Source organism: Vallitalea maricola, from assembly GCF_036985595.1.
Classification (GTDB): domain Bacteria; phylum Bacillota; class Clostridia; order Lachnospirales; family Vallitaleaceae; genus Vallitalea; species Vallitalea maricola.
This window is the reverse complement of record NZ_BTPU01000032.1, coordinates 1-12,595: the sequence shown is the minus strand read 5'-3', so window position 1 is coordinate 12,595 and position 12,595 is coordinate 1. Positions and strand designations below refer to the sequence as shown.

The window sequence follows — 12,595 nt, the reverse complement described above, 5'->3', positions numbered from 1 at the left end:
TTTATAAAAAGATCTTCAAACACTGAAGATCTTTTTATAAATCTATTTGTGAACCAAGTTACTTTTCACAATTTTGGTTAATAATTGCCTCCATTTGTCTCGAAATTTGCGCCAAAAGTTATGATAACTTACAATACTTTATGACACTTAGAAAATCTCGCAAACACCTGTAAACCCTAGCTTTCCTCCCCAATCTCATCCATAAGGTATGGTGTTTGCTGATATACATAATAATTCAACCAGTTTGAATATATTAGATGGGCATGTGCCCTCCAAGATACCTTAGGATACTGATTTTCATCATCGTAAGGAAAATAGTTCTTAGGTAGCTTAACGTCCATACCTTTTTCCTTATCTCTAAAATATTCTTGTTTCAACGTAAGAGGATCGTATTCTGAGTGTCCAGTAACAAATATCTGTTTTGCATCCTTGGACATAACAATATATACTCCTGCCTCATTTGATTCCGATAAAAGCTCTAGATTTGGATTGTTAATGATATCCTCTCTTTTAACTCCTGTATGTCTTGAATGAGGGACAAAAAAGCTATCATTGAATCCTCGTAATAATTTATAGTTAGGCTTTAATACATTATGTTCAAATATACCAAACATTTTATTAGAAAGCATATGTTTATTGACTCCATAATGATAATATAATCCTGCTTGTGCTCCCCAGCATATGTGAAAAGTTGATGTAACATTAGTTTTAGTCCATTCCATAATCTCTTTTAACTCATCCCAATATCCAACTTGTTCATAATCCATATGTTCCACTGGTGCACCAGTTATTATCATACCATCAAATTTCCTATGTCTTATCTCCTTAAAGATTGTATAAAAACTCAATAAATGCTCCTTGGATGTATTTTTAGACTTATAGGATTCAGGATGCAATAGAGTGATTTCAACCTGTAAAGGTGTATTACTGAGCAAACGTAATAACTGAGTCTCTGTAGCCTGTTTTAATGGCATTAAATTAAGTATAGCAATCTGCAAAGGACGTATGTCCTGACGCATAGCTCTATCTTCATCCATTACAAATATTTTTTCTTGCTTTAGCACTTGTTTTGCTGGTAAATTATTATCAACTTTAATTGGCATTTCAATCACCTTTTCTAGTAATAGTAAATAATCATAATATAAGTATAATTAAATACAAATCATTTATTAATTAACTATTATACTACAACGTGCTAAAAAACAAAAGGTGAAATGAATTTTTATACTAATATGTTATTGTTAATTGTGGACCATTAATATCTTCTCTACTATCAAAAACCAAAGTATTTCCTGATACAGTATCATCTACAAAGTATAATGTCATCACTTTATCTCCTTGCAATTCACTATTAACGAATTGAGTTATATCAAATGTATACCATTTATTTGGCTCATCTATATTAACAGTAGTAAGTTTGGTAGTCACATCTGGTTTATTATTATAGGATATACTGTTTTCATTCCATGAATCATCTGTTACAGCATAGATAGATACTGGTACTACTCCTGTGACTTTTGTAGAGTATATTTTAAGTTCAGCTGTTTTAGCATCTAAGCTAACATTAGTCATATCAAATTTCATAATAGTTTCTCTATTATAATTAGTAGTACCACCTTTTACTCTTAATGCTATAGTACCATAATTTTGATCTCCATATTCACCGTCTCTAACATAAGTATCTTCAGTAGGATTCAATGTTACTGGTGTTGGAGTTTGACCGCTTCCTGAACCTTTTACTAATTCTACTTCTATGTTTTTACCATCCACACAATCAAATTCAATTGTTGTATCTGTATTAGAAGTTATAATCCTAGCTTCATTAGATCGATTCTTAAGCTGCCATTCTCCTCTTAATGTAAGAGTAGCTATATTCTGAGTGCTTGGTACTCTAATGGCATCAGAAGTTATATCTTTATGTTTATCAAACTTTGGCAATCTAAGGTCTGGGTCACTCATACTAAGTACTATTTCATCTTGACTGAGCTCTTTAGTCATTACCATACAAGGTACACTTACATTTTTTAGATATCCATGATTGATAACATTGTTTTGATTCATTATTGCATATCCTGTAATATTTAAGGATGAATCAGTTACAATATGTGCATCACCGTCTTTTTTTAATACTTGATATGATGGATTACTAACAAATGTTTCCATCTGTTGTGGAGTAACGCCTAATTTAATAGCATATTCATAACCTTCACTATTAGGATCAGTTCCATGATTAATCCAAGCTGTTGTATAATTTCCTGAAGTATCTAAAGAATCTCTATTATTTCTAGAGTTTTGAACTCCTCTTTGTATAAAAAGACCACTGGCGTCTGGTATAAAATATCCGTTATTGTATGGGTCAATCAACCAAGCTGAGTCATGAGTATTTACTTCTTTAGAATAAGTATCACTAGTAATTTCGTTACTGGAATTATACCAAAATGGCATTGTACTATTGTTCATATATGATTGAAATAATGTTGTTTCAGTTGAATTGATACTATCATTGTTTTCAATATCTGAACCTAAACATACTATCGTATCTCCTAAGAAGAAAACTGATTTATTAGCTTTAAAACTTGTGTCATCATGGATGTCATGTAATTTCATACCAAAAACACCATATTGGTTCTGCAATGTACTTCCACCTACAAAAGTTTGGTCGCTGAAACGTCTATGATTCGCATGACCACCAGTAAATATAAGTTCTGATAATGGTAAATGTTTTGTAGTTGCTCCAGGCCATCTATTCCAATCCCAACCATTATCCAGGTTATAACCGCTTTCTATAGTTCCTATTGGATTACCGATTCCATTAATCTGTATACTTCCATATGATTGATATTTACCATATACATTCTCTTTTAATTGAGTTAACGTTTGTGGGTCAAATTTATTAGATGATTCATAATCCCAGACATATTGGCTATAACCTTTTACTGCTACCATAGCTTCCCCTTGTCTATTTATTGCTAGACCTGAATATGGATATACCCAAGTTCCCTGTGGTGTACTTTCTGCTTGATAACCGCTTTCTGATAATTCAACTGCTAATTGTAACCCACCCATTGTATTTAAGTAATGGACAGAATATGTATTAGCTAATGGGAACAATCCATCTTTTAGATATGTTGAATCAGGTTTCCATAATTTCATAAAAGCTGTAGCCATTTCTTCGTCAATAGGATTAGCTGCAAGTGCCATATAAGCATATGCTGGTACAAGTTTTGAAACTACTCCAGTAACATCTGGTAATCTACCACTAGCTCCTGCTGGTACGTTATACTGGTTTGCATATATACGCGCATGTAATAAAGAATTTTTTATATTTTTAGTACTGTTTTCTGATAAAGCGAATGTAGTATCACTTAACAAATAAGCGATTAATGATGCCATATGAATACCATTTACACCATATGCGGAAAGATAAGTACCTCTATGGTGATATAATGAATAATCACTCTTTATTGTATCAGAATACCCTGGTGCTATTGTAAGAGCTATATTATAGTAATTAACTAACCCTTTCATATAACGTACCTTCTCTGGAGTATCTTCCATGATAAGTACATATAATAGGTTATACATGAATTTTGTTCTTAATTCATCTGATGTTACTTCTTCTTGATCTATGTTCTCCTCAAATGTTTTACCAAAGATTGTTTGCCAAAAAATAGTCTCTCTTTCTCTTTCAAGTCTATTAGTTGTAGCTAATTCATTCTTCATCAAATAAATAGCATGAAAATATCCATTATGCTTATTTGTTTCATGATCAATTGTTCCAAGTCCGCTTCCATATGCCCAACCTTGGTCATTCATATAATCTAGAGTATCAAAGAATTTTTCTTTACTTGAAACATTTCCATTTATTTTATAATCATACACTAATGGTAGTAATACAGCTCTACTTACATCTACACCAAATTTCATTAAATGTGGGTCACGAGATGAAAAAAGTGGTTCTCCTGTAATTCTGCCATCAGCATGTTTAACAATATTTAATTTCTCGTATGCTTGCAAACCTTCTGTAATGAATTGTTGTAAAGCATTATTTCTAATACTTAGTGGTTCTTTTGTTAAATCTATATTTTCCCCAAAAATCCATTTTTCATATTTTGCTTCAATATTATTAAAGGCGTTAATTTGTTCTTGAGTAATCTCTGTCTCTTCTGGCAAAGATGGTGTTAACCCACTATAATAATAAGCCATATCCCAATACATTGCAGTCTCAATATCTGATACCCCTACTTTAGGCATTTGATAATCTGCACTACGACTTTTTGGCATTTCATTAACAAATTCAACAATATCAAAATAAAGACTTCCTGCTTCACTAGGAGCGACTATATCCATCATTTCTAGTGGATCATTATCATTACCACTATAATCTGGGTTATCTCCTTCTTGTTTGAATTTGACCCAAATAGCTCTCCAACCTTTGAAGTTAATATTTACATTGAATTTATAATGTGGATTGTCTGCATCTAGAAAAGATTTAACACCAAATTTAAAGGTAACCTTATCATTAATTGGATTTTCATTATATATCCATATTTTCATTCCGCCTCTTTTCTTAGCACCTGCTTCACTAAGATATAGTGGATTGTCTACCCTTAATTTAGAATCAGATACAAAGTTCCATAAAAGTGAATTAGTCCCATGTTTATAATGATTATCTGTTATTTCAACAGAACCACCATTAACAGTTTGCCAATTACTAGGAACATTAGTATCTTCGAAATCTTGGCATCTTGAATAATCATCATCAGCAGCCATTACTTTTATTGGTTCACTATATGCTAATGTACCTACCAGCATAATTAAAGCCATAAAAACTCCTACCATTTTCTTCATATAATTTTCCTCCCAAGCCTATAAATTTTGATATATCTATATGTGGAACAAACTGTGGAAATGGATAATTTGCAAATGTAATTTAACAACTTAATATTTTCATGTTCCTCCTTTCTACTTATCCATCTCAAAAGACAGTTCACATATAAGCAGTAACAAATAACTATATAACCTTCCCCATAAACAATTATTATGTATTTGTTTCTATTAAAAAATAATTATTTTATATTTAAATCTTTATATTTAATAAAAAAACCCTGCTTTATTCAAGTAGTATTATATACTTTTAGAAATATTTTACACAACCATAAGATATTAATATTATTGTTACATCTTAATATCTTATAATTATATAACAATATTAGAATTTTAATATATGATTCTAATTTATCCTGCTTAACTAGTGTTTTAGCAACTTATTATATAATAAAAAAAGACCATCTCATAATAATTATTCAACATCATCATATAAAATAAAAAATATTTCTTATACGATGATATTAAACTTATTATAAGACAGCCTAATAAAATTATGGCAATAAACTTAATAAGCTCTATTTAATATAGCAAGAACTGCTTCTTTATTTACATTTCTATAATTAGTAATAGCTGCTCCATCATTGATAGCATTTTCAACTATTTTTTCAAAGTCATCTTTTGAAACTTTCACATCTCTAAGGCGAATAGGTAATCCACCCACTTCATTCAATTTCTTCAACATTTCTCTGATTTCTTCAATGCATCTTTTTCCACGTTCACTACTTGGGGTTATAGCTGTTTCTTCTATTCCTACAAAATATTGTAAAAGTTCACCGTAAAGATTACCAACAGCATCATAATTATATTCCATACAGTAAGGAAGTAAAATAGACATTGCATATCCATGGGGTACATGACAAACTCCACCAATCGCATGACCAATCGCATGAACAATACCAACCATAGAATTAGAAAAAGCTGTACCCGCCATATATGATGCATTAGCTAAAGCAAGTCTAGCCTCTTCATCTTTACCATCAACTACTCCTTTTATTAGATTCTCACATATAAATTTTATAGCTCTTATAGCAAATACATCACTAATTGGATTCTTTTGTTTACATGTATAAGCCTCAATAGCATGAACTAAAGCATCAAAGCCAGTTGCCGCTGTTAATTTTGGTGGTAGTGTCAATGTCATTCTTGGATCCAGTATAGCTACATCTGGTACTAAATTATATGAGATAAATTCCATTTTTACATTTTGTAATTTATCAGCTATTACCGCTACTAAAGTTGCTTCTGAACCTGTTCCTGAAGTAGTTGGTATCATAATTGACGGTACAGTTTTTCTTTGTATGATTCCAAGTCCCATTATATCTAATAAGTTATCTGCTCCCGACGATATTGTCAGATTAACTCCTTTGGAAGTATCTAGAACCGAACCTCCTCCAAGTGCTATCAAGCAATCGCAATCATTATCTCTATATATACTGGCAATAGCATTACACACTTCTACACTAGAATCAGCTGGTACATCATCATATATAAGTGGCTTATCTATATCCCCTTCTTTTAAGGCTTTTAACAATATATTTACATGACCAAATTTAACTAGCATCTTATCAGTGATAATCAGCGGATTCTTACACATCATATTATTAAGTTCATAAGCTATATGATCAATAGCATTTTTCCCTGAAAGTAATTTCCCACGATTTTGATATTCAAAATACTCTGAATTCATATTATCTCTCCTCCTCCCTTATTTTAACCCTAATATGGCGGCAATATATATGTTCAATGTATTAGAAGTTAATTTAGGTTTTTCAACAATAATCTTTTTCCAAATAAATTTTGGAAATAAATAGCATTCACATATATAAAACATTCTAACTATCTTTAGAGTTTGAAATATATCTCCCTTCACAATCATTCTATTCTGGGCATATACCTTGTCAAGTCCAATCTGTCCTGTAAATATTTCATATACTATATTTGTATATTTAAAGATTATTCTAATATCAGTTTTCATATCATCTTGATATTTCTTTTTTAATAAACTTTTTCCCTGTTTGACAAAACAAACTTTAGGTCCATTCTTATAAGTGTCAATTACAATTGTGTAACCATCTTTCCATTTTACGATTTCTTCACGTGCATTGGAATCCATTCTGACTGTTGCTTGTAACCCTCTTCCTATAATCTTAGCTATCAACCAAATAATAATTTTTTTAATATAAACCACCTTCCTAATTAAGACACAAGATGAAAAAATTGAAAAATACGCAGATATTAATAATTAACTATAGAATAAAAAAACATATAATTGAAAATAAAAAAATGTTAGGTTTTATTTCAAATATATGTTTAATATATATATTAATATGTTATTTTTATCAAGTAATATGTTCGGACGTCTATTCCTCTTAAGATTATCACATAATACATTAAATGTCAATTCTCAATGTATTGACTATTTCAATCTATTCTCAAATATTTTTACATTTCCTGCAGTTACTTCAAAAGTACCTGTATCGAACTTCCCAGTAATGATAACCCCTGCAAAAGTCCATGCAAAAAGTATAACATAAATAAATAACGATGTGTCAAGGTGAAATACACTTAAAATTATTAGCAAAGTTATTGGTATTAAGTGTATAACATACGCAATAACCCACTTGATTTCTCTGTTCAAAAAATTAAAAATTCAGTATCATTCTAATCATTTATAAAACTGTTATTTTCATCATTAACTACAATTCCATAAACCTTGAATTCCATACTCCAATCATACTTATCACTTTCGTTATCACATTTTTCATTTTTAATATCATATTGATTACCAATAGCTATAATCCCATCCTCATCTAATATTCCGCTATCACATATAGTACCTGTATGACCCCCTACATCTAAAAATAAATCTAACGTTTCCATCTTCTTTGTGATTTCATCATGTCTTATAGTCCAGACAATTTTGTTATTATCTTTATCCCTATCTACCAACAAACCAAAAGTACCATCAATATCTGCAACATCTTCTTTGGTATCTTCTAATTCTATTGTACCTATTACTTCTTCTTTTTTCTTTATTATCAATTCCAACTTAATTTTATACTTTTTATCTAACTTATAATAAAAGCTATAACTAAAATCATCATTGTAAGTAAGTGATATAGTATTATTAGTAATCATATAAAACCTATTAGTTTCATATAATTTTTTATTATTAGTTGTATTTTTACATGCTGCAGCTGAAACAATTATAATAGTTACTAGTAGCATCAATATTAATTTTTTATTTATTTGTATCATTTATCCATCCCCGTATATTTATAATAATTAATTTACACTCTCAAAACAAGACAAACTGCAAAAGAAATCAAAATAATACTATACATCCTTAAAAATATCCATCTTAATTTTCTAATTCATTAATCTAATACCCCGAACATCCTCTTAATAAGAAAAAGATTACGATTCCTATTATCCCTAAAATCAGTGAAGCCTTTCCAAAATTATTTATACTTGTGTTATTCCAGACAAAAGCCAATAATACTAATACTATTATGTTCACTATAGGTATAGCTAATAGAATTAAGATTATTATCCATTCACCTAAGGTTACATCTTCAGAATAATTATAACCTACAGATTTCCCGCTAAATTTTATCGGTTCAATAGCATCTTCTTTCTTTTTTACATCTCTCAATGAACTATTACAATTATAACAATAAACGGCAGATGAACTATTAAACTCTCCACAGTTCTCACATATCTTATGTGCCATTATACTCACCCCTCAATAAAATAGTATCATATTAAAAAAACCAATCAATCATAACAATAAGTAAGGGTACCACGATGAATAATAGTATTAATATAAGTAAACCAGTTCGTCTCTTACTACTATTCTTTTTATCTAATTGATCTAGCTGTTCGTCTTCAAAAGAACTATTATCTTCAATTATATTCTCTGTTTGGATATCATCATCTAATTCTACATTATTTGAATAATCAATGATTTCTTTTGCTTTGATTGTTGCATCAGCAGGTACATAGATATCCACCCCCTGATAATTAATTCCAGTAGCTACTTGTAGATATTCTCCTGAACCTTTACTCTTATGAAATGTAGGTATGTCATAGGATTCTAATAAAGAAATTAGAATATTAGCTTCATTGACTGTTCCTACGTTGATTAAAAACTCAAAATTCTGATATTCAACCTTATCATTTTTCAATTGGTCTACTAATTCAACATTACATTCTTTGCACACTTTTACATTATCTTCGTATTCACTTTTACATTTTGGACACCAAGCCATTCTTTTCACTCTCCACTTTTTAATTATTTTAATATCATCATTATTATTTTTTAGCCACTAGAATTACAGTATTGTCTTTTTGCCATATTTTATCTACTGACTTAAACCCTGCTTTATATAACATATTCTTCTCATTTTCAAAGGTACAAGGAGTATCGTAATGATAATATCCTTCTTTTATACCTAATTCATCTCTTATTCTAATATTTTCGCTATAATGAAAATCTTCATATTCTTGATTAGGAGCAATATAATCTGTTTCTACATAAATACCATTATGCTTTAAGCTTCTAAATATCTTACTAAAAATATTTGTTTTCTCTTTGTGAGTAAAATGATGAAGTGTTTGAACAGATAGAGCGACATCATATATATCTTCACCTATATTATATTCTAGATAACTTTCATTGATTATATTAATTTGATTACTTCTATTTTTATACTTCTCTAAAAGTTTATCTGTCATTTTTTTTGCTATATCAATTCCTGTAACGGAGATTGTTGGATTCACTTTAAATATTTCATCCAATTCCAGTCCAGTTCCACAACCTAGATCCAGCAATTTCAATCCTTCTATTTTTGGAATTAACTTTGCTGTTTTAATATAATATTCTGTTGCTCCATCTACATTAGTCATCATATGTTCTTCATAACCATCTACCCTTTTATTAAAAAAGCTACTCATTTCTTCTAGCTTCATAAAATCATCCCCTCTCACTTACTTAATTCTTTTTCTTCTATTCCTGTTATTTCTCCATTTTTATAATAGTAGATAAAGGTATCTTCATCCTTTATTTTAACAAAGATTCTCTTTTCATTATCTTCGCTTGGATTTGATAACACAGTCATTTCAATAATATCATCATCATCAATTTTTTGTTCATTTATCAGATAATCATTCAGTATACGTTCTTGCTTTGTGCTTGTTAAATATGACTTAGGATAAATCATAGTCATGATACCTATTATTATAATTCCAATTATATTTGCAAAAATCATTGCTGTTCTATCATCTCTTTTATAAATATATCTAATATTAGTGATGAATGTTAAAACAATAAACATATAATTAAATGATATCAATAATCTTCCATTCATAATTCTAATTGAATAAAACATTATTACATAAAATACTGTAAAAAACCCAAAATATAAATATGTATTTTCCCGAGTCTTTTTTTCTAACAACGTTAATATAACTAAAAGCACAATAAGATAAATATTAATAAATATAAAATCATATATATAATCAGTTTCATCATAAAAAACACTTTCAATTATAATAATAATGGGAATTAGAATAAATACTATACCAAATATTTTTCTGTATTTTTCAAATCGCTTCAGCCTAATAAGAATACAACTAACTATGATAATTACAAATAAAATTATTACAAGTAAGTCCATAGTTACTCTCCTAAATCTATTTCAGAAATCTTCAATTAAATTGTAATGCTGGCTAACACTTTTTTATATAATATTGGTTGAATCTTATCGTAGGTTAATTTTTCAGGTAATTTATCTTTTGTAATTATCTCAGTGATTTCATAATCACCCAATTCACCAATATTTTTTACTTCTGCATAGTATAATCTACCAAAACTTTTGCTTTCATTAATTTCTACAGAGTAATTACAGATAGGTGATAAATTGTATTCTATAGCCCCTGTCTCCTCATATAATTCTCTAGCAGCAGCTTCATCTGGCATTTCCTCTTTTTCGATATGCCCACCTGGTATCTCCCATGTGTTTCTATCTTTATGTCTTACAAATATCCATTCATCCTTATATCTAGCTTGTATAACAACAAATTTCAAAGAGTTATTAAAATCATCTAAATTATAGAATTCTACTTTCATATCATTCTCCTAAATTCAAGTGTCAAAAATAATCATTCAAAATCCTTATATAATAAACTTGGCTGTATACCCTTGTTGTTTTGGTATTTTCCACTTGTATATTTATCATAATCACCATCAATAGTGTGATAATATATCTGACAAACTTCTACTTCTGGATAAACTTTTATAGGTTGAACACAGAATATTTCCAAAGTCCAATATCCACTAAACCCTACATCTCCAAAACCAGCTGTAACATGTATGAATAATCCTAATCTTCCTATAGAAGATCGTCCTTCTAACATTGGAACATAATTGTCGGTCTTGGTATATTCAACAGTTCTTCCCAAATATAATTTACCTGGCTCCAGTAATAATCCTTCTTCTGGTATAATCAGCTTTTTAGTATCATTACTCTTTTTCATATCCAATGTATTATTCTCATATACTAATAATTCATTATGTAATCTTAAATTATAACTATTGGGGTTCAATTGTTCTTCATTATATGGTTCTATAAAAATATCTTTTCCTAATCTGCTTCTTATTTTCTGTCCAGATAATATCATGCTATTCTTCCTCTCTTAATGAAATTAGTTATTTATTTTTTATTAAATTTGATTTTTAGATTTCCTTGAGCACTGTTATCTATGCTATTGAAATTAAGAGTCCATTTACCAACTACTTTTTCAAATTCTTTTGTTTCATTATAATTAATTTCACCTTCAACTACATTGCTCCATTCAATATCCCCATTAGGATTTTTTAATTCGAATTCAACTTTTCCTTCCTCAATATCTAACTGGATGTTTAACTTAATCCCTTCAAAATTTTCTTTAACCTCATAATAATAAGTATCCGTTATTTTCTTTCCTTTTTGTATATCGTATTTTGATTTACTTTCATCTTCCACATATATACAACTTGTTAAAGTTAATATAAAAATACATACTATCATAAATATTTTTTTCATCTATAGCTTCCTCCAACTTTATTAATTATCGCAAGATATAGTATATCATAAAAAAAACATCTCATATATAGGCATTATTTAATATCATTATTTTTATATAATATAACTTGGAATCCAATAAAAGACAAGAATATACATGGATATTTGACTAACCATATATATAATTGATTATCTGATATATCATTAAGATGATATACCCCACTTAGAACCATTACTGGTAATAAAATGGCAAAAGCTATACTAATAATTAATTTAAACCCTCTTAAGTCATTACTTATAAAAGAAGTTATATCAGTTGTATCAATAATGAAAAAGATGATACTTATTATTATAAGTATTACTGTACATATATAAATATAATTCATATATAATCCTTTCTTATATTCCCGATTAACTCAAATATAATATCAATCAGATTTAGGCTGATTGATATTATATAATAATCATATCTCTATTTAATATCAGGTTGTATTCTATGCTTAGTACCTTGTTCATAAGCATATGCCGCTTTTATTAATATACCTTCACTAAATTTAGTACTAGTTATTGTTAATCCTACAGGCTCACCAGAATCTCTATATCCTGCTGGTACTGTGATTGCAGGATAACCTGCTATAGGG

14 protein-coding genes are annotated in these 12,595 nt (G+C 29.0%); all 14 read right to left on the bottom strand.

Translation table 11 applies throughout. The features are described 5' to 3' along the window. Positions 1 to 176 precede the first annotated feature (176 nt). A complete protein-coding gene (gene metA / locus AACQ14_RS11010; RefSeq protein WP_339363642.1) occupies positions 177 to 1,103 on the bottom strand; it encodes a homoserine O-acetyltransferase MetA in 927 nt (308 codons plus the stop codon). 124 nt (positions 1,104 to 1,227) lie between these two features. Further along, a complete protein-coding gene (locus AACQ14_RS11005; protein ID WP_339363641.1) occupies positions 1,228 to 4,851 on the bottom strand; it encodes a chondroitinase family polysaccharide lyase in 3,624 nt (1,207 codons plus the stop codon). A gap of 544 nt (positions 4,852 to 5,395) precedes the next feature. Next, positions 5,396 to 6,577, bottom strand: coding sequence for an iron-containing alcohol dehydrogenase (locus tag AACQ14_RS11000; protein ID WP_339363640.1), 1,182 nt, complete (start codon positions 6,575 to 6,577; stop codon positions 5,396 to 5,398). A gap of 18 nt (positions 6,578 to 6,595) precedes the next feature. Next, on the bottom strand, positions 6,596 to 7,048 hold the full coding sequence (locus AACQ14_RS10995; RefSeq protein WP_339363639.1) for a hypothetical protein: 453 nt from the start codon (positions 7,046 to 7,048) through the stop codon (positions 6,596 to 6,598). A 258-nt stretch (positions 7,049 to 7,306) separates the two neighbouring features. After that, positions 7,307 to 7,528, bottom strand: a complete 222-nt coding sequence (locus tag AACQ14_RS10990) for a hypothetical protein (RefSeq protein WP_339363638.1) — start codon at positions 7,526 to 7,528, stop codon at positions 7,307 to 7,309. A 23-nt stretch (positions 7,529 to 7,551) separates the two neighbouring features. Then, positions 7,552 to 8,148 carry a hypothetical protein gene (locus AACQ14_RS10985; RefSeq protein WP_339363637.1) on the bottom strand — a complete coding sequence of 199 codons (597 nt, stop codon included), beginning with the start codon at positions 8,146 to 8,148 and terminating at the stop codon, positions 7,552 to 7,554. A 124-nt stretch (positions 8,149 to 8,272) separates the two neighbouring features. After that, positions 8,273 to 8,623: a hypothetical protein gene (locus AACQ14_RS10980; protein ID WP_339363636.1), complete on the bottom strand. Its 351-nt coding sequence runs from the start codon at positions 8,621 to 8,623 to the stop codon at positions 8,273 to 8,275. A 31-nt stretch (positions 8,624 to 8,654) separates the two neighbouring features. After that, complete coding sequence (locus tag AACQ14_RS10975) at positions 8,655 to 9,161, bottom strand: hypothetical protein (protein WP_339363635.1); 507 nt, start codon at positions 9,159 to 9,161, stop codon at positions 8,655 to 8,657. Between the two features lie 43 nt (positions 9,162 to 9,204). Then, positions 9,205 to 9,861 carry a class I SAM-dependent methyltransferase gene (locus AACQ14_RS10970; RefSeq protein ID WP_339363634.1) on the bottom strand — a complete coding sequence of 219 codons (657 nt, stop codon included), beginning with the start codon at positions 9,859 to 9,861 and terminating at the stop codon, positions 9,205 to 9,207. Positions 9,862 to 9,875: 14 nt separating this feature from the next. Further along, on the bottom strand, positions 9,876 to 10,568 hold the full coding sequence (locus AACQ14_RS10965) for a hypothetical protein (protein WP_339363633.1): 693 nt from the start codon (positions 10,566 to 10,568) through the stop codon (positions 9,876 to 9,878). A 35-nt stretch (positions 10,569 to 10,603) separates the two neighbouring features. Next, entirely contained in the window at positions 10,604 to 11,020 is a 417-nt protein-coding gene (locus AACQ14_RS10960; protein WP_339363632.1) for an NUDIX hydrolase, read from the bottom strand. 32 nt (positions 11,021 to 11,052) lie between these two features. Continuing rightward, the gene (gene dcd, locus AACQ14_RS10955; protein ID WP_339363631.1) at positions 11,053 to 11,571 is read right to left on the bottom strand and encodes a dCTP deaminase; all 519 of its coding nucleotides are present in this window, start codon (positions 11,569 to 11,571) and stop codon (positions 11,053 to 11,055) included. Positions 11,572 to 11,603: 32 nt separating this feature from the next. Then, positions 11,604 to 11,975, bottom strand: a complete 372-nt coding sequence (locus tag AACQ14_RS10950; protein WP_339363630.1) for a hypothetical protein — start codon at positions 11,973 to 11,975, stop codon at positions 11,604 to 11,606. A 74-nt stretch (positions 11,976 to 12,049) separates the two neighbouring features. Continuing rightward, on the bottom strand, positions 12,050 to 12,340 hold the full coding sequence (locus AACQ14_RS10945; RefSeq protein WP_339363629.1) for a hypothetical protein: 291 nt from the start codon (positions 12,338 to 12,340) through the stop codon (positions 12,050 to 12,052). Positions 12,341 to 12,595 lie beyond the last annotated feature (255 nt).

Bases quoted from the DNA above. Each gene is read 5' to 3' on its own strand.
- metA (WP_339363642.1), bottom strand. From the start codon at position 1,103: ATGCCAATTAAAGTTGATAATAATTTACCAGCAAAACAAGTGCTAAAG.
- AACQ14_RS11005 (WP_339363641.1), bottom strand. From the start codon at position 4,851: ATGAAGAAAATGGTAGGAGTTTTTATGGCTTTAATTATGCTGGTAGGT.
- AACQ14_RS11000 (WP_339363640.1), bottom strand. From the start codon at position 6,577: ATGAATTCAGAGTATTTTGAATATCAAAATCGTGGGAAATTACTTTCA.
- AACQ14_RS10985 (WP_339363637.1), bottom strand. From the start codon at position 8,148: ATGATACAAATAAATAAAAAATTAATATTGATGCTACTAGTAACTATT.
- AACQ14_RS10980 (WP_339363636.1), bottom strand. From the start codon at position 8,623: ATGGCACATAAGATATGTGAGAACTGTGGAGAGTTTAATAGTTCATCT.
- AACQ14_RS10975 (WP_339363635.1), bottom strand. From the start codon at position 9,161: ATGGCTTGGTGTCCAAAATGTAAAAGTGAATACGAAGATAATGTAAAA.
- AACQ14_RS10970 (WP_339363634.1), bottom strand. From the start codon at position 9,861: ATGAAGCTAGAAGAAATGAGTAGCTTTTTTAATAAAAGGGTAGATGGT.
- AACQ14_RS10965 (WP_339363633.1), bottom strand. From the start codon at position 10,568: ATGGACTTACTTGTAATAATTTTATTTGTAATTATCATAGTTAGTTGT.
- AACQ14_RS10960 (WP_339363632.1), bottom strand. From the start codon at position 11,020: ATGAAAGTAGAATTCTATAATTTAGATGATTTTAATAACTCTTTGAAA.
- dcd (WP_339363631.1), bottom strand. From the start codon at position 11,571: ATGATATTATCTGGACAGAAAATAAGAAGCAGATTAGGAAAAGATATT.
- AACQ14_RS10950 (WP_339363630.1), bottom strand. From the start codon at position 11,975: ATGAAAAAAATATTTATGATAGTATGTATTTTTATATTAACTTTAACA.
- AACQ14_RS10945 (WP_339363629.1), bottom strand. From the start codon at position 12,340: ATGAATTATATTTATATATGTACAGTAATACTTATAATAATAAGTATC.